Source organism: Streptomyces sp. SYP-A7185 (assembly GCF_046103685.1).
Lineage (GTDB): Bacteria > Actinomycetota > Actinomycetes > Streptomycetales > Streptomycetaceae > Streptomyces.
This window is the reverse complement of record NZ_CP122310.1, coordinates 2474409-2489996: the sequence shown is the minus strand read 5'-3', so window position 1 is coordinate 2489996 and position 15588 is coordinate 2474409. Positions and strand designations below refer to the sequence as shown.

Below are 15588 nucleotides of genomic sequence, written 5' to 3'. Positions count from 1 at the left end.
CGTGGCTCTCCCCCTACGCGCCTGGCAGGCGCCACCTGGTTTCGGGTGTGGGGAAGGACAGCGGGGCCCCAACGCACGTGGCGGCAAGAGTGAGACCGCCCCCGCGGCGACCGGGTGATGTCGTCGGCGGCACGCCAAGCCCACCGGCAACGGAGAACGCCCCCTGAAAGCGGGGGCGCCGCCCGGTGCGGGCCGCCCTGCTGGCGTCAGAGCAGCGACGATGACGCACCCGATTTTCCCGGCTCGGGGCCGGTGGCCCGCATCAGCGCGCCGCCGGTGAAGCCGTATCCCTCTGAAGTGAAGGGGGTCGGTGTGAACCGACGAGATACTCCGGCGTTGCCGTGATCGACCGGCACGGCAACGCCGTTTCGTCCACAACCTGTGGGCAGAGCAGTACGCCACAGGTGACCGGTCGCCCTCCTACCGAATCGCGGCGGTTACCGCTGCGCCGGTTGCCTCCTTCGCCCGTCCGGCCGTCCCGCAAGGGGCGCGTCGTACGGGCGGGGCGAGGGGAGCCGGAGGAGCTGGTTCTGAGCGGTCCCCCGGGGTGCCACCCGAGGGACCGCGTACGGGCACCTGACTAGGAGGCACCTGTGATCACGAGTCTGACAGATGCGGAGCGGGCCGAGCTGGCCCGCAGGACGGCCGAAGCGAACAAGGCCAGCCAGGACAACGCCCGGGCCAGGGGCGGGCGTTGATGGGGACCGCCTACGCCAAGTGCTTTGATCCCCTTGGCGCCCGCTACGGCGTCCCGACCTTTCCATGGACGCTGGCTCCGGACGATTTGGCCACTCGCCGGCAGTTGCGGGCGCGGGGGCTGCGTCCGGGCGGTCAGCCGATAGCGGCGCAGGTCATGATGCGCCAGCGCGGCCGGAAGTCCGGCGCGAAGGTCGCCTACCTCTACCGCCTGGACAAGGCGCTGCCGGTGCGGCCGATGACCTCGCGCAAGTGGGGCGCGCTCGCGCTGGCGATGCTCACCCGCCGCACCTGCCCCGTCTGCGGGGTCATCTACAGCTTCTGCCTGCCGACCTCGCTCGGTATGTGCCTGCTGTGCCACGACGCAAAGCACACTCACTGAGCTGGCACGACTTTGCTCAGCGGGGTCCGGACGGTCGGCATACCAAAGCACCGTCCGGGCCCCTTCCAATTCTTCTCGCCATGGGCCGCCCCGAGGGTCGAAAGCCGGGTTCGACTCCCGGCCGGGGCGCTGCGGTCGCCCGCGCGACCGCGCCGCCGTGACGGCGGCATTCCTCTCGTACGGCTGGCGCCCCCGGAGCGGCTACTCCGGGGGCGCTGTTCGGGCCGTGCCCATTCCATCTGATCTAGGGAGCCACGACCCATGAAGTGCATCGTTGCTGGTCATACCGCCGTTACTGCGAAGGAGTTCGCGGAACTCGCGTTGGGCTTCACCGAGCGTGCGGCGGGGTTCGACACGGAGCTGTTCACCGGCACCGCCGCAGAGTCCGAGGAGGACCGCGCGGCGCGGCTGGCGGTGGCCCGAGACGTGCTGGCCGAGTTGCGTCAGGTCGACCCGGTGGCCGCGGCCTACGCCCGCGAGCTGCTGAAGGCAAGCGACCTGCCCGCCCGGGTTCCGCGGCGACAGCGGGCCCGCAAGGCTGCGGCCCGGCGTCCGGTCGCGTGCGGGACGCAGGGCCTGGCGGTGGCGGCGTGAGGACAGATCTGGCACTGGAGTATCTGACGGTTTCGCTGCGGACCCTGCGGCTGTTGACGGTGGACTTCCCCGATCTTCCTGCCCCGACCGTGCACGTCTCCCCTCTCTATCCGGAGCGGCTGGAACTGTCCCTGTACGACGACCTCGGGACTTTCGAGCCCTGGCGGATCGCGCTGGGCATCGCCCGCGATGCCGTGGACTTCCACACCCAGAGCGACGGCACGACCTGGGTGCTGGAGGCCTGCGCCGACTTCGCCGGTGCCACGGTGCGGCTCATCGCTTACGCCGACGCACCCGTTCGGGAGGGCCTGGGCGTCGCGAAAGCCGGCCGTTGATGGCCAAACCGACGGATGAGCTGTACGTGCGCTATATGCGCGCCTACGACGACTCCGTCCAGCACGGCATCGAGTGCGCCGCCTGCCGGTCCGATCAGGACTGCCGGGAGGGAGCACGGCTGTACGAGCACTTCGCCCGGCTTCAGGACGCCTACCGGGCACGTCAGGCCAAGCGGAAACCATAGGAGTGATCGTGAGTCGCACATCCACCGCCCTCGAAAGGATCGAGGGCTTCAACCCGTTTGCCGTCGTCGAGAAGCTGCTGACGCTGGCAGCTCTGACCGTCGTGGCGATCACCGTCGGCGGCCAGCTCGCCCCGCTGCTCGGTCTGCACGGGACCCTCGGGACGGCTGTCGCCTGGTCCATCGCCCTGGTCTTTGACGCGTTGTGGATCGGCGCGCTGAAGATGAGCGAGCAGGCCATCCGCCAGCGCAGCGTCCTGGGCATGGTCGTGATGCTGTCGGTGGCCGTCCTCTCGATGGCCGGTTCCGTCGCCATCTTGCTGCTGATGGGGCACGCCCGCGTCTTCGCCCTGGTCCCGGTGGCCGCCGCCGTGTTCATGGGGCTGCGGATCTTCGCCGACCACCTGCTCGCCGATGACGCGACCTCCCGCGCCATCGCCCAGCAGTCCGCGTCCGCCCGCAACACCCTGGCACTCACCTACGCCGATGCCCGGCATCTGAAGGCGCGGGCCGAGAACGAGGTCGTCATCGAGACGGCCGAGGTGCTCGCCGAAGCGCACCGCCAGGCGGTGCGGGCGAAGGCCACCACCGGCATGCAAAAGAAGATCAACAAGGTGCGGGCCAAGGCCGAGGAGGCGCTGAAGTCCTCGGAGGACAAGCACGGGACGGCGGCGAAGGCGTTCGCGGCCCGCTCCCTGCATCTCCCGGCTGCTCCCTCGGAAGCTCCCCTCGGAATCGCGACCGGTGCGCCCGGCAATTCCGAGGGGGACCGGAACCCGGCTGCCGTGCCAAGCCCGGAAGGCCCGGCGCCCGGGGCGCAGTCCTCGGAATCCTCGGAAACCGCTGAGCTGCACGAACAGCCCGCCGACGCTGGGGCGTCGCAGGTGGCCGACGGTGATTCCGAGGGGCCCTCGGATCTTTCCGAGGGGCCAGGCCGCAAGCCGGGCCTGAGCGATGAGGAGCTCTACCTCACCGGGCGCCGGATCTTCACCGAGCTGGCGCCGCCCAAGTCGCTCAACGGGTTCATCAAGGCCATGAAGGCTCAGGGTGCCAAGGCCAGTTACGAGCGGATGGCCAAGACCTACGAGCAGCTGCAAGCGCAGTTCGCCGAGCAGCCCGCGTAATCCGGCACACACCAATGGAGCCCGGCCCACCTGAGGTGGTCCGGGCTTCGTTGCGACTGCCGGAAGACAGTCGATGCACCACCCCTTCCCCCCCCCGGGCCAGCGGTTGGCCGGCGGCTGGCGGGCTGGCGGACATGCGTCCGCAGGTCCCGCAGGTCCGCCGTGCAGATCCGCATCCCGCCCAGGGGAGACCGTCCACCTGTCGCCACACGAGAGATGAGGACGCATGGCCGCCGAAGCGGTCGACGAGGTCGAAGAGAAGGAAGTCAAAGAGACACCGAAACCGAGCAGGCCCCCGGCGAAAAGGCCGCTGTCCGAGGAGATGCGATGGCTGATTGGCGGGCTCGCTGTCACCGGGCCCGCCTCCGGGCTGGTCTACCGGGACGCGATCGAGACCTGGGTCTACGACAACCGCATGTGGTTGCTGGGCATCGCCGTGCTGCTGGTCGGCTCGTGCGTGCTGGCCATGACCCGGGCCTACCGGCGCACCCGAAGGCCACGGCAGCGCAAGAGCGCGCACGTCGTTGCCGCCTTCGCCTCCGAAGGCCTGCACGCCGCGCCAGCACACACCTCCATGGGAGCCTGCGAGGTTCCCGCCCAAGGGGTCACCTCCCCGCCGGGACCCCCGGGGGAGGCCGCGTGGGGAACGCACCACACGGTGCCGGGGGACGTGGCAGCGTCGTTCCAAAGCGACGATGCCCCCCACCTGGTAGCCGCGCTGAAGCTCGACTACGCGGCGGGCAAGGCCCGCACGCTCAGCCGCGGGCGCGTCGACCTGGGGGAAGAGTGGGTCATCGAGCTGCCGCCCGGCGGCGTGTACGGCGATGTCGCCGCCAAGTTGGAACGGGTCATCTCCTGGCTCGACGTGGACGCCACGAAGCTCACGATGCGCCCGGGGACCACCTCCCGGCAGGTCGTCATCACCGTCCTCGACCAACCGATCTACAGCCGCATCCCCGCCCTTCCCGATCCGGTCGAAGCCGCCCACCGGGGCGTGATTCCCCTCGGCTACGACATGTACGGCGCCATGACGGAAATCAAGTCCCCGGTCGGCGAAACGCACATGCTGATTGCTGGATCGTCCGGGGGTGGAAAGACCGAAGAGATCAAGTGGCTCGTCTATTTCGCCCTGGTCAACGGCTGGGACATCGTCCTGGTCGACGCCAAGGGTGACGGCGATCTCGCCTACGCGGAAAAGGCGTGCCTGATCTACGAAGAGGTTCCCGACCACGAACGGATGATGGAAATCATCGCGTTCGTGGAAGACAAGCACGCGCAGCGCTCTTCGGAAAACAGTGCATCGGTGCGGGCCGGAAACGGCAAAGCGAATCACCGGCCGCTGCTGTTCATCGTGGACGAGGTAAGCACCTACACCGATGAAGCCGATTCGAAGAAGGAGGCGACCGCATTCGAGACGAAACTGAAGACCGCCTCCCGCAAGTTCCGTTCGTCGAAGATCCTCGTCGTGCTGTCGACGCAGAATCCGAAGGCGGAAGTCATCAACACGTCGATTCGGGCGAATCACCGCGTGCGCATCGCTTTCGGCTGCGCGGAGACCGGACAGTCAGACGTCATCCTGGGCGGCGGGACAGCACGGGCCGGGCATGACGCCTCCAAGCTCCCCGGCATTGACGGGGCAGCGATCCTCCAGGTCAAGGACAAGGCCCGCGAGATGCGCGGATTCCTCGTCACGGACGAGGAACTCAACGCAGCGATCGACGCCCGGGCCGAGGAATTCCACGAGGACGAGCCAGAACACGTGCGCCTGGTCCGCGAGGCCTACGACGGTCACGCGTTCCTTCCCACCGTCGAATTCGCCTCGAGGCTCCGCGAGCTGGGCGTGGACATCGCCGGAGGAGAGGACCGCACCGCCGTGGGCAAGGCGGTCTCCGCGTGGCTGGCCCAGGCCTTCGGCCGGCCGATTCCCGCGGTCTCTGTCGACCGCGTCCAGGGGCGCCGCCTGAGCGACATCCTGCCCCGCTAGGCACCCTGCCGACCACCCTGCAAGCACCCCTCTCGCACCCTGCGGCCACCCTGCGCCGCAGGGTCGGCTCCGGGTGCCCGCAGGGTGGCGCACAGAGTTCCTGGCCTGCATGAAAACACCTGAGGAGGGTGGGAGATGAAAGGGTCCGCGATCGGCCTGATGGTCGCCGGATCGGGGTTGTTGGCGGTGACCGCCACGAGCCTGACCGGCAACCCGGCGGTCAGCGGCAAGGCCACGACGGTGGCCAACCGCACGGCGCCCGGCTCGGTGCCCGCACGCTACGAGCGGCTCTTCAACGCCTGGGGCAATGAGTGCGACGCCATCACCCCCAGCATCCTGGCCGCACAGCTCAAACAAGAATCCGGGTTCAACCCCCGGGCCAAATCACCGGTCGGGGCCATGGGGATCGCCCAGTTCATGCCCGGAACCTGGCAGAACTCCGGGTTCGACGGAAACGGCGACGGCAAGAAGGACGTCTGGGATCCGGAAGACGCGATCCCCTCGGCCGCCAAGTACATGTGCTCCGTCTCCCGAAGCGTGAAAGACGTCCCCGGCGACAAGACACGATTGGCGCTGGCCGGATACAACGCCGGTCCCGGAGCGGTGCAAAAGTACCGGGGCATACCGCCCTACAAGGAGACCGAGAACTACGTCTCCACCATCATGGCGTCGGCCGCGAAAATGGTGCAGACGGTCGGCGGGCAGTCCAGCGTCACGATCGAGGCGGTCAATTACGCGTCCGCTCAGATCGGCAAGAACTACGTGTGGGGCGGCAACGGAGATGCCGACGGCGGTTTCGACTGCTCTGGTCTCACCAAGGCCGCTTTCGCCCAGGCCGGTGTCACGCTCCCACGAGTGGCTAGCGCCCAGTACACCCACCTCGACGACGACGGATCCCTGGTCGAGAAAAGCGATCTGAGGATCGGAGATCTCGTCTTCTTCAGCAAGAAGAAGCAGACGGGCAAGGCCACTGCGGCCGACATCGACCACGTCGGCATCTATCTCGGTCGGGGCCATTTCCTGAACGCGCCCCGCACCGGGGCGAAAGTCCGTATCGAAAAGATCTGGTGGGACACCTACATGGGTGCGGGCCGGGTCTACCCGAAAACCAAGAGCAAGGAGGCGTGATGGCGAACGGACAGTGCATCGCCACCACCCAGGCCATGTATTCGGTGGCCGCATCCGCCCAAAGCCTGGAAACGACGGTCGCCGTGTTGACGGGGCTGGTCGTCTTCCTGGTCCTGGCCTGCGCCGCGACGGCGATCGTCGCCTACCGGCTGCACTCCAAGGTCCAGCGCCCCGTCACCCAGCACGACACCTTCCCCCTCACCACCTCTGAGAAGGAGTTCTGATCATGGGCAAGTTCACCGGAACGATCGTCGTCGCGGGCCCCGGAGACGGCTGCATCACCAAGTCCGACGGGAAGAAGGACTGCTCGGAGGGCGCCAAGCAGGTCGTCAAGACGGTCAACGACACCGGCCCGGACCTGGCGCCCGTCTCCGGGTTCCTGCCTCTGTACGGCGTGATCATGGGTGTCCTGATCGGCGCGGTCATCCTGGCGATCGCGGCCGGGGCGGTCATCTCGGCCGGCCGCGGCGGCATCCAGGCCGGGTTCAAGAAGGACGGCTCGGCGCTGAAGAAGACCGCAATCACCGTGGGCGGTCTGATCGTGCTGCTGCTCGGTGTGCTGGCGATCGGCCCGTCCATCGCCACCGCGCTGGGAGGCTGAGCCGTGGCCGATGATCCCTGCGCCCGCATCAAAGGCCCGGCTCACAAGTACTGCGAGAAGGGCCAGGGTGGAGGCGAGGACGGCGGCGGGACGGATCCGGACGATCTGACACCGGAGATGCCCGGTTCGATGGATCCGCTGGGCTCTGCCGCCGACTGGCTGTCCGACCAGGCGGCTGCCCTCTACCGGCTCATGGACAAGTCGATGATGGCGGCCGCCGATCCGCTCGACGGCATCAGCGGCGGCGCGCTGGCCAAGGTCTACAACCCGGTGGCGGGTATCGCCGTGCTGATCGGGGCGGTCGTTCTGGTGGGCGGGCTGATCTTCTGGATCGCCCGCCCCTCGGGGCCCGCCTTCAAGAAGGCGGGCTCGGCCGGCGGACGGTTCTTCGCCCTGCTCTTTTTGGTGACCGTCATCCCGATGGCCGTGGGGCTGATCGCGTTCGCGTTCGGCCAGTTCTCCGCACTCTTGTACGCCGACCTGGCCGACCATCCCTTCAAGGGCATGGAAAAGTCCCTGCTGGGCTCCAACGGCAACCCCTACGGCCGTCTCGCACAGGCCTTCGTGGTGCTGCTCGCGGTCGGGCCCTTGTGGCTGCTGTGCGTCATCTCCCCCGTGGCCGTGCTGGCTGCGGTGGTGTTCCTGCCGCTGTCTGCCGCGCTGGGGGTAAGCAAGGGCTGGATGCGCTCGCGCAGCGGCAAGACGCTGCTGCATCTGGTCGCGGCGGTGTTCCTGGCCCGGGTGCCGATCTCCATCGTGCTGATGTTCCGCAGGGTGCTGCCCAAGAGCGCCCTGACCGATCTGCTGCTCACCGCGAGCACGACGCTGGTGTGCCTGTACATCCTGCTGAGCCTGCCGGAGATGGCCAAGAACGTCGCCGCCGCCGTCACCCGCGCCCCCAAGCTCAAGACCCGCAGCGAGGGACGCACCGCAGTCACCAAGCTGCCGGCCGACGCAGAGCGCCAGGCCCACGCCAAGCGGCTGGCCCGCGCCCAGGCGCTCCGCGGCAAGCGGAGGCCGACCCGACAGGCCACCGGCGTCCACGACCCCGCACGGCGCCGCCCCTACCCCGGCAGCGGCCAGGGAGTGCGGGCGGCGCTGAAGGCGCCCGCCCACCCGGCACAGGCATCCCAGCCCGAGCCCGCCGCCTCTCGCACCGTCCGCAAGTCCCCCCAACGACAGGAGAGGATCGGTCATGTCCGCGTCCCGGACCTACCTGCTCGACCCGCTGTACGAGACCGAGACGCTCAAGCTCCCCCCTTCCCGTACTGATCTGACGGTCATCGGGGCCGGGGTCGCCATGAGCGTCACCCACGGCGTGGCGGTCCCCGGCATCCTGGGCACGCTCACCTGCATCGTCCCCGCCGCCCTGGCCGGAGCCCTGGCCCTGGTCAAGACGGGCGGTTCCACGGTCGTCGAACGCGTCGCCCGCCACAGCGGCCACGCGCTGCGCAAGCGCGCTGTGGAGCGCGCCGTCAGGAAGTACGAGAGCGAGCAGGCCCCCGCCGCACCGGATGCGGAGGGGGCCCTGCCCCATCACGACGCCTTCACCAAGATCAATAACCTGATCTGGCACGAGCGCGGCCCTTACGCCTTCCCGCAGGGTGCGGGCAGGATGCTGGCGGCGTTCGAGTGGGTCACCGACGGCGCCGCCCTCAAGGACGGCGCCCACCGCGACCGCGCCCACGACGCGCTCGCCGCGTTCCTGGAATGGGTAGCGGCCACCGGCCACGGCTCGTGTGTGCGCATCGTCCACGCGGTCAGCCCCTACGCCGGAGAGCACGACATCCGGGCCGAGAAGGACGGCGACCTGGCCGCCTCTTACCGGCAGTTGATGGACATGGTCAACGGGGCGTGCGACGTGCACACCACCGTCATCCTGCTGTCCGTACCCGCCCACGGCCCCGACGTCGAGGAGGAGACGGCCTGGGCGCAGGCGGCCTTCGAGCAGGCGCAGGTGTGTGGGATCGACACCGGCCCGATGTGGGACCGCTCCGCCTGGGACACCGCGCTGGCCACGGTCCGGGGCGAGAGCCTCTACGAGATCCACGAGGACCACTTCCGCGCCGGTGACTACCTCACCGCGACTGCCGAAGTCGCCGACTTCAGGCGCGGTGAGCGGGCGGCGGAGTTCTGGCGCCCGATGATCACGACGCTGCCCCGCGTCACCCGGACGACCGTGGTCGAGTACCTGCCGCTGGATCGGCGTAAGGCCGAGAAGCGGCTGGAGACCGGGGAGATGCTGCGCACCGCGACCGCCCGCGACGAGAAGGACGTGCGGCGGGAGAAGACCTCCACCCGCACCGGCAAGCGGGCCGCCGAACTCCATGAGGAAGACATCTCCGACGGCGCCGCCTACGTCAAGGTCGCCGCCCGCATCATGATCCAGGCCCGCGATGCGGCCGAACTCAAAGAGTTCCGCCGGGACGTCGAGCAGAGCGCGGTATCGACCGGCGCCCATCTGACGTGGATGGACAAGGAGCACGAGAGGGGCTGGCACTGCGCGCTGCCGCTTCCGGGAGGAGAGATCACATGCTGACCACCACCACCCGCCAGGCAGCGGGCCTGTATCCCGGCTACGCCTGCAAACCCGTCACCGACGGGGCGCTGATCGGCGCCTCACTGCTGGACGGCTCGCCCTTCCGGTTGACCCCCGTCGACTGTGACCAGGAAGTCTTGCCGTCCACCGGCATGGCCCTGCTGGGCACGCTCGGCAACGGCAAGTCCACCAACACCAAGGTCATGGCGCTGCGGGACATGGCCCGCCCCGGGCGTCGCTATGCCGTCTTGGACGCCAAGGGCGAGGACGGCGTGGGCGAGTGGGACGCGGTCGCCGCAGCCCTGCGCATCGCTCCGGTCCGCTTCGGCGAGGGGGTGTGCATGAACCCCCTCGATGCGCGGATTCCCCCGCTGCACCGGGTGCAGCTGGTGGCCGTGCTCGCCGAACTCGGTGGGCACCGACCGCTGTCGCCCGGCGCGCGGATGACACTGGATGCGGCCATGGAGTCGCCGGCCGCCCGCACCTTGTCGGGACTGATGGGTGCGGTCACCTCCCTTCAGGCCGATGCGATCCCCGGACGCTTCGACAGCGGGCAGTTGCTCGCCTTCGGGCAGGAGGTCGTCCAGGCGCTGTCGCCGTTCATCCGCTCGGCCACCCGCGGCATGCTCGATGGGCAGACGTCGGTGTCGCTGGACGAGAAGCTGACGGTGTTCGACTTCTCCCGCATCGACCGCACCTCCATCGCCCTGCCCGCGCTGATGTCGGTGGTGGGGGTGTTCCTGGAGTCGGTGTGGCTCGGCCAGGGCGGGGCCGAGCACGGCATCCACTCGACGCTCATCGTCGAAGAGGCCTGGCAGATCCTGAAACACCCGGCCACGGCCGCGCTGTTGCAGCGGATGATGAAGTACTCGCGCCGCGAGGGCCTCTCGGTCACCTCGGTCGCGCACAGCGCCAAGGACGCCAAGTCCGAAGAGGCCAAGGACCTCCTGCGCCTGGCCTCCACCCGCATCCTGCACCAGATGGACGAGGACGAAGCCGAGCAGTGCCGCGGCCTGTTCTCCCTGCCCGACTGGGCCGTGCGCCAAATCCCGCTGCTCGGCCGAGGCCAGGCCATCTGGCAGACCGGACGGCACGTCAACCTCGTTCAGACCCTGGTCACCGACTACGAGCGGCGGCTCTGCTTCACCTCCAGGCGCCGCGACGCAGCCCAGGGCAAGACACCCCCACTCGCCCCCGCCGCAGGGCGTGAGTGGGGCTGGCAGATGCCGCCGAACGTCATCGACCACGCAGCCTGAACCGCTCCCGCACCTGCCACACCCCGCCCCGCCCCTGATTCAGGGCGGGGCGCTGTCGTTCCCCAGAGAAGGAGAACAGCCGATGCGCTGCGCGTACTGCAACGAAGCCAAGCCGGACGTGACCATCCGCCGAGACCCCTTCGCGTGGGAGGTCGGCGACCAGGACGTGCAAGAACCGATCTGCGATGCCTGCGAGCAGAGCAGGGCCGACGAATCCTGAGCCCATCGATCACGGCGCCCCGGCGTCGCGTCAAGTCCGGCCGCTCCGCCTGATCTTCGCCCCCCCTTCCGGGCTGGCGAAGACCGGGCAGGCCGACCGGCCCGCACTCCACCCCACCACGACCGTCCTCTCCTTGGAGGTTCCACCGTGCTGATAGGCAAGCGCACCCCCACCCACTACGAGATCACCATCACCCCGGTCACCCCCGCCCGGCGGCCGGTAGGAGTCGGGGTCCTGATCACCGTGATCCTGTTCGCCGTTGCCGCCCTCATCGGGCCGCGTGACGACAGCGGCACCAGCCACAAGCCCGAGCGCACGCAGATCACCGACGTGCGCCCCCACGGCCGGGAGTAGCGCCATGACCTGCCGCGACTGCACCGGGCACCACCCCGTGCGCATCGACGCCTACCCGGCCGGCAACCCGCGCGCCTCGCTGGTCGCCGCCCACCGCGCCACCCAGGCCCGCACCGAGGCCCCGGGCCTGGTCCACGTCCACTACGACGCGATGCACGACACCTTCGCCGTCATTCGCACCAACGACGGCACCGTCCACCGCGGCTAGAGCTCAACCAGGGTGGCGCGACGGCTTCTGCCGGGTCCGCCAGATCCACCACTGGGCGAGTGCATTGCACACCGCCAGCACGACGGCGAACACGACCGCATCCGCCCACGACTTGTCCAAGAGCAGGCGCCACACCACAGCGCACGCCCCGTAGACGATCACCCAGACGGCGATGACGACCGTCCAACGCACCCACCGCCGGGCCCACCAATCCGTGGGCACGAGCTTGGCCACACTCCATCTGTCCATGACCAACAGCTACCCCCAGAAACCACGTTGAGAGGAACCCGTATGTCATCCGGAGAGACCCCGATCACCGTGATCGGCAACCTGACCGCCGACCCCGAGGTGAAGTTCACCCCCTCCGGGGCGGCGTTGGCGAAGTTCACCATCGCCTCCACGCCGCGCATCTTCGACCGCGAGAGCAACCAGTGGAAGGACGGCACGTCCACGTTCTTCCGCTGCGCCGCCTGGCGCTCGCTGGCCGAACACGTCGCCGAATCGCTGACCAAGGGCTCCCGCGTGGTCGCGTTCGGCCGGATCCGCCAGCACAACTGGGAGACCCCTGAGGGCGAGAACCGCTCGATGCTCGCGCTGGAGATCGACGAGATCGGCGCCTCACTGAAGTTCACCAACGTGGCCATCGAAGCCAAGCGGCCTGCGCAGAGCAGCCCGGCATCGGGCGATGAGGCGTGGAACACCGCTGGCGCGTCGGGCGACTCGAAGTACAGCGAGCAGCCCCCGTTCTAGAGCTGCCCGGGGCGGTCGCCTCTCGCCAAAGAATCGCGACCGCCCCGGCGCTCCCCGTCCCTTCGAGACAACAGGAGCACATCAGTGCTGACCTTGACCGATCTGTTCTGCGGCGGCGGCGATACGTCCACCGCCACCCTCAGGGTGCTCCGCGCGAACGCGCGGATGAGCGCCCCGGTCGGCGGCGCCGAGAGGAGCGCGGCCTGATGTATCACAACGACAACGACGCGTTGACCGTCATGGACTGGTTCTGCGGTGCGGGCGGCTCGTCGCAAGGCATGGCCTCCATTCCCGGTGTCCGGATGGAGCGGGCGGCGAACCACTGGGAGCGGGCGATCGAGTCGCACGCGGCGAACTTCCCCACCGTCGACCACTACCGCGGCGACATCCGTGAGGCCCCGGTGGAGGCCTGGCCGGTCACCGACATCTTCTGGGCCTCCCCCGAGTGCCCGCAGTGGTCCAACGCCCGCGGCAAGAAGCGTGACTTCGACGCCTCGATGCAGGGCGACCTCTTCGACGGGTTCGGCCCGTCGGAGGAAGTCGAGCGGTCCCGCGCGCTCATGGAGGAAGTCCCCATGTACCTGCGCGGGGTGCAGCAGCGTGGTGGCCTGGTCAAGGCCGGCGTGGTCGAGAACGTCGTCGACGTTCGGGCCTGGGATCAGTGGGATCGCTGGATCGGCGAGATCCGCAAGCTGGGCTACCAGACCCGGGTCATCGCCCTGAACTCGATGCACGCCGACCCGCGCACCGTTCACAAAGCGCCGCAGTCCCGTGACCGGCTGTACGTCGCCTACTGGCACCAGTCATTGGGCCGTACGCCGGACTGGGACAAGTGGCTGCGCCCACGCGCCTGGTGCCCCGGCTGCGAGGCGTGGGTACAGGCCGTGCAGCGGTTCAAGCAGCCCGGCCGCGACATGGGCCGCTACCGCCAGCAGTACGTCTACCGCTGCCCCAACACCCGCTGCCGCAGCCAGATCGTCGAGCCCGAAACGCTGCCCGCCGCAGCGGCGATCGACTGGGATATCCCGGGGCAGCGCATCGGCGACCGCACCAAGCCCTTGGCCGACAAGACTCTCGCCCGCATCCAGGCCGGACTCGACAAGTTCGCCCGCCCCATCACTCTGGAGGCTGCGGGCAACACCTTCGAGCGGCGCCCCGGGGTGCGCACCTGGCCCGTCGACGCACCACTGACGACGCAGACCACGACCCCCACCAAGGCGCTGGCCTACGAGCCGTTCATGGTCCCGGCCGGAGGCACCTGGCGCAACGATCCCTCCAGCGTCCTTGACCCCATGGCCTGCCGCACCACCCGGGAAAACGACGCCCTCGCGATCCCGCCGCTGCTCATCCCCGTCGAAGGCCGCGACGGCAAGGAGCCCCGCTCGGCCAACGAGCCGCTGCGCACCCAGACCGCCCGCAACGAAACCGGCCTCGCCTGGCTTCCGTTCATGGTCACCATGAGGGGCGGCGGCGACCAGCTTCGAGGGCGCTCCATCAGCGAGCCCGTCGGAACTGTGTCCGCCAACGGCAACCACCACGGCTTGGTCATGCCCGACGTGCCCGCCATGGTCATGCGGAACAACGGCAGCAAGGGCAACGGCGGGGAGCACTGCACGTCCGCTGCGGAGTACTTCCGCACCCTGACCACCACCGGCCACCAGTCCCTCGTCACCTGGGAACACCTCCTGGTCCCCTACTACGGCAACGGCACCGCCAAGACCGTCCGCGAGCCCGTCGGCACCCTGTCCACCCGCGACCGGTACGCCCTCGTTCAGGGCAACGTCGACATCAACGACGTGCTCTTCCGGATGCTGGAGCCGCACGAGATCGGGCGGGCCATGAGCTTCGCCGACCAGTACATCGTCCTGGGCTCCAAGCGCGAACGCGTCCGCCAGTACGGCAACGCCGTGACCCCCAACTGCGCCGAGGTCATCGTCTGCGCGCTCGTCGAGGCCATCACCGGAGAGCCCATCGCCCGGCACACCGAAAAACTCCAGGTCACCATTGCGGCCTGAACGCACGCCCGGGGCGGTCGCCTCTCGCCAAAGAATCGCGACCGCCCCGGCTCTCCCCGTCCCTTCGAGACAACAGGAGAACTCCAGCATGACTCATCCACCCGCCCCCGCGCTGCTCGATGCAGCGCTCGATGCCGCCGCCCGCGGCTGGCCCGTCCACCCGCTCCGCCCTGGTGGCAAAGGCTCGGCTCTGCACGGCGAACGCGCCTGCACCGGATCCGGCCCCTGCACCAGCGGGCATGTGAAGTGGGAGCAGCGCGCCACCTGCGACCCCGAGCGCATCCGCCGCACCTGGCAGACGGGGGCGTTCAACGTCGGCATCGCCCCCGGCCCCGCCCACCTGTTGGTCGTCGACCTGGACATCCCCAAGGGACAGGACGGTCCGGACGCGCCTTGCGGCGCGACGAACTTCCAAGCGCTCTGCGAGCGCGCCGGCGTCCCCTGGCCCGCTACCTACACGGTGCGGACCCCCAGCGGCGGCCTCCACCTGTACTTCCACACCCCCCACCACCTGCCGAGCACGGCGGGAAAGCTCGCCGCACGCATCGACACCCGCGCGTGGGGCGGCAACATCGTGGCCGCCCGAAGCCGCACCCCCCACGGCACCTACACCGTCGATGTCGACAGCCAGGTCGCGGAGCTGCCCAACTGGCTCCACACCCTGCTCCGCACCCCGGCCACCACGCCGGGGCCTGCACGGCTCGCGCCGCTGCTCTTGCCTGGACAGGCCAGCCGTCGCGCCCATGCGGCCCTGGAGCGGGAAGCCGCACAGGTGGCAGGGACCGGTGAAGGGGGCCGCAATCAGCGGCTGTTGGCGGGCGCCCGGGCCCTGGGGCGCTTCGTCGCGTGGGGTGAGATCTCCCGGAGTGTGGTGGAGGAGGCTTTTCAGGCGGCCGGGGAGATGGCCGGCCTGCCTGCGCCCGAGTGCCGCACCACGATCCGCAGCGCGCTGGACTGGTCGATCCGCACCGCCCGCCCGCGGGAGGCCGCATGACCCCCGCATACCGCCCCCGCCTGAAAAGCCTCCCCGATACGTCGTCCCGGCTCGGCTCCGCGAACAGCGCGGGACCCGCGTCTCGGGAGGGCGGCGAAGAGAAGGCCGCCCGTCAGGGCGTCCTTTCAGCTCTTCTCCCCGAACAGAGCTCCAGCGGTCCCCTGTCCGGGGATGGGCGCTATCCCGTGGCCTGGCTCCACATCTGCGCACCGCGCGGCGCTACACC

At 69.4% G+C, this 15588-nt stretch carries 20 protein-coding genes; 19 read left to right on the top strand and 1 reads right to left on the bottom strand.

What is annotated here, in order from left to right; all coding sequences use genetic code 11:
• Positions 1 to 697 precede the first annotated feature (697 nt).
• The 15 genes from QBL25_RS10895 to QBL25_RS10825 all read left to right on the top strand — a co-directional run bounded on the left by QBL25_RS10895 (position 698) and on the right by QBL25_RS10825 (position 11603).
• Complete coding sequence (locus QBL25_RS10895) at positions 698 to 1078, top strand: RRQRL motif-containing zinc-binding protein (protein WP_409056822.1); 381 nt, start codon at positions 698 to 700, stop codon at positions 1076 to 1078.
• Between the two features lie 261 nt (positions 1079 to 1339).
• Complete coding sequence (locus QBL25_RS10890) at positions 1340 to 1672, top strand: hypothetical protein (RefSeq protein ID WP_409056821.1); 333 nt, start codon at positions 1340 to 1342, stop codon at positions 1670 to 1672.
• Positions 1669 to 2007, top strand: a complete 339-nt coding sequence (locus QBL25_RS10885) for a hypothetical protein (protein WP_409056820.1) — start codon at positions 1669 to 1671, stop codon at positions 2005 to 2007. The genes QBL25_RS10890 and QBL25_RS10885 overlap by 4 nt, the downstream gene beginning before the upstream one ends.
• Positions 2007 to 2192, top strand: a complete 186-nt coding sequence (locus tag QBL25_RS10880) for a hypothetical protein (protein ID WP_409056819.1) — start codon at positions 2007 to 2009, stop codon at positions 2190 to 2192. Before QBL25_RS10885 ends, QBL25_RS10880 begins: the two co-directional genes overlap by 1 nt.
• An 8-nt stretch (positions 2193 to 2200) precedes the next feature.
• The gene (locus QBL25_RS10875) at positions 2201 to 3313 is read left to right on the top strand and encodes a hypothetical protein (RefSeq protein ID WP_409056818.1); all 1113 of its coding nucleotides are present in this window, start codon (positions 2201 to 2203) and stop codon (positions 3311 to 3313) included.
• Between the two features lie 226 nt (positions 3314 to 3539).
• The gene (locus QBL25_RS10870) at positions 3540 to 5297 is read left to right on the top strand and encodes a type IV secretory system conjugative DNA transfer family protein (protein WP_409056817.1); all 1758 of its coding nucleotides are present in this window, start codon (positions 3540 to 3542) and stop codon (positions 5295 to 5297) included.
• 135 nt (positions 5298 to 5432) lie between these two features.
• Positions 5433 to 6425 (top strand): NlpC/P60 family protein, encoded by a 993-nt coding sequence (locus QBL25_RS10865; protein ID WP_409056816.1) that lies wholly within the window; start codon positions 5433 to 5435, stop codon positions 6423 to 6425.
• Entirely contained in the window at positions 6425 to 6649 is a 225-nt protein-coding gene (locus tag QBL25_RS10860) for a hypothetical protein (RefSeq protein WP_409056815.1), read from the top strand. Before QBL25_RS10865 ends, QBL25_RS10860 begins: the two co-directional genes overlap by 1 nt.
• Before the next feature lie 2 nt (positions 6650 to 6651).
• On the top strand, positions 6652 to 7026 hold the full coding sequence (locus QBL25_RS10855) for a hypothetical protein (protein WP_409056814.1): 375 nt from the start codon (positions 6652 to 6654) through the stop codon (positions 7024 to 7026).
• Positions 7027 to 7029: 3 nt separating this feature from the next.
• Positions 7030 to 8298 (top strand): hypothetical protein, encoded by a 1269-nt coding sequence (locus QBL25_RS10850; RefSeq protein ID WP_409056813.1) that lies wholly within the window; start codon positions 7030 to 7032, stop codon positions 8296 to 8298.
• Entirely contained in the window at positions 8222 to 9565 is a 1344-nt protein-coding gene (locus tag QBL25_RS10845) for a hypothetical protein (RefSeq protein ID WP_409056812.1), read from the top strand. Before QBL25_RS10850 ends, QBL25_RS10845 begins: the two co-directional genes overlap by 77 nt.
• Positions 9559 to 10821, top strand: a complete 1263-nt coding sequence (locus QBL25_RS10840; protein ID WP_409056811.1) for a hypothetical protein — start codon at positions 9559 to 9561, stop codon at positions 10819 to 10821. The genes QBL25_RS10845 and QBL25_RS10840 overlap by 7 nt, the downstream gene beginning before the upstream one ends.
• Before the next feature lie 82 nt (positions 10822 to 10903).
• On the top strand, positions 10904 to 11041 hold the full coding sequence (locus tag QBL25_RS10835) for a hypothetical protein (RefSeq protein ID WP_409056810.1): 138 nt from the start codon (positions 10904 to 10906) through the stop codon (positions 11039 to 11041).
• 147 nt (positions 11042 to 11188) lie between these two features.
• Positions 11189 to 11395 (top strand): hypothetical protein, encoded by a 207-nt coding sequence (locus tag QBL25_RS10830; protein WP_409056809.1) that lies wholly within the window; start codon positions 11189 to 11191, stop codon positions 11393 to 11395.
• 4 nt (positions 11396 to 11399) lie between these two features.
• The gene (locus QBL25_RS10825; protein WP_409056808.1) at positions 11400 to 11603 is read left to right on the top strand and encodes a hypothetical protein; all 204 of its coding nucleotides are present in this window, start codon (positions 11400 to 11402) and stop codon (positions 11601 to 11603) included.
• A gap of 3 nt (positions 11604 to 11606) precedes the next feature.
• On the opposite strand, the gene QBL25_RS10820 is transcribed toward QBL25_RS10825, so the two are convergent.
• The gene (locus tag QBL25_RS10820) at positions 11607 to 11852 is read right to left on the bottom strand and encodes a hypothetical protein (protein WP_409056807.1); all 246 of its coding nucleotides are present in this window, start codon (positions 11850 to 11852) and stop codon (positions 11607 to 11609) included.
• A 42-nt stretch (positions 11853 to 11894) separates the two neighbouring features.
• Here QBL25_RS10820 and ssb point away from each other — a divergent pair, with 42 nt between their 5' ends.
• The 4 genes from ssb to QBL25_RS10800 all read left to right on the top strand — a co-directional run bounded on the left by ssb (position 11895) and on the right by QBL25_RS10800 (position 15362).
• Positions 11895 to 12353 (top strand): single-stranded DNA-binding protein, encoded by a 459-nt coding sequence (gene ssb / locus QBL25_RS10815; RefSeq protein WP_409056806.1) that lies wholly within the window; start codon positions 11895 to 11897, stop codon positions 12351 to 12353.
• An 84-nt stretch (positions 12354 to 12437) separates the two neighbouring features.
• Complete coding sequence (locus tag QBL25_RS10810; RefSeq protein WP_409056805.1) at positions 12438 to 12560, top strand: hypothetical protein; 123 nt, start codon at positions 12438 to 12440, stop codon at positions 12558 to 12560.
• On the top strand, positions 12560 to 14368 hold the full coding sequence (locus tag QBL25_RS10805) for a DNA cytosine methyltransferase (RefSeq protein WP_409056804.1): 1809 nt from the start codon (positions 12560 to 12562) through the stop codon (positions 14366 to 14368). The genes QBL25_RS10810 and QBL25_RS10805 overlap by 1 nt, the downstream gene beginning before the upstream one ends.
• 88 nt (positions 14369 to 14456) lie before the next feature.
• Positions 14457 to 15362: a bifunctional DNA primase/polymerase gene (locus QBL25_RS10800; RefSeq protein WP_409056803.1), complete on the top strand. Its 906-nt coding sequence runs from the start codon at positions 14457 to 14459 to the stop codon at positions 15360 to 15362.
• Positions 15363 to 15588: the final 226 nt, after the last annotated feature.

Coding starts and splice junctions, on each gene's coding strand:
- QBL25_RS10895 (WP_409056822.1), top strand. CDS start 698: ATGGGGACCGCCTACGCCAAGTGCTTTGATCCCCTTGGCGCCCGCTAC.
- QBL25_RS10890 (WP_409056821.1), top strand. CDS start 1,340: ATGAAGTGCATCGTTGCTGGTCATACCGCCGTTACTGCGAAGGAGTTC.
- QBL25_RS10880 (WP_409056819.1), top strand. CDS start 2,007: ATGGCCAAACCGACGGATGAGCTGTACGTGCGCTATATGCGCGCCTAC.
- QBL25_RS10870 (WP_409056817.1), top strand. CDS start 3,540: ATGGCCGCCGAAGCGGTCGACGAGGTCGAAGAGAAGGAAGTCAAAGAG.
- QBL25_RS10865 (WP_409056816.1), top strand. CDS start 5,433: ATGAAAGGGTCCGCGATCGGCCTGATGGTCGCCGGATCGGGGTTGTTG.
- QBL25_RS10860 (WP_409056815.1), top strand. CDS start 6,425: ATGGCGAACGGACAGTGCATCGCCACCACCCAGGCCATGTATTCGGTG.
- QBL25_RS10855 (WP_409056814.1), top strand. CDS start 6,652: ATGGGCAAGTTCACCGGAACGATCGTCGTCGCGGGCCCCGGAGACGGC.
- QBL25_RS10845 (WP_409056812.1), top strand. CDS start 8,222: ATGTCCGCGTCCCGGACCTACCTGCTCGACCCGCTGTACGAGACCGAG.
- QBL25_RS10840 (WP_409056811.1), top strand. CDS start 9,559: ATGCTGACCACCACCACCCGCCAGGCAGCGGGCCTGTATCCCGGCTAC.
- QBL25_RS10835 (WP_409056810.1), top strand. CDS start 10,904: ATGCGCTGCGCGTACTGCAACGAAGCCAAGCCGGACGTGACCATCCGC.
- QBL25_RS10825 (WP_409056808.1), top strand. CDS start 11,400: ATGACCTGCCGCGACTGCACCGGGCACCACCCCGTGCGCATCGACGCC.
- QBL25_RS10820 (WP_409056807.1), bottom strand. CDS start 11,852: ATGGACAGATGGAGTGTGGCCAAGCTCGTGCCCACGGATTGGTGGGCC.
- ssb (WP_409056806.1), top strand. CDS start 11,895: ATGTCATCCGGAGAGACCCCGATCACCGTGATCGGCAACCTGACCGCC.
- QBL25_RS10805 (WP_409056804.1), top strand. CDS start 12,560: ATGTATCACAACGACAACGACGCGTTGACCGTCATGGACTGGTTCTGC.
- QBL25_RS10800 (WP_409056803.1), top strand. CDS start 14,457: ATGACTCATCCACCCGCCCCCGCGCTGCTCGATGCAGCGCTCGATGCC.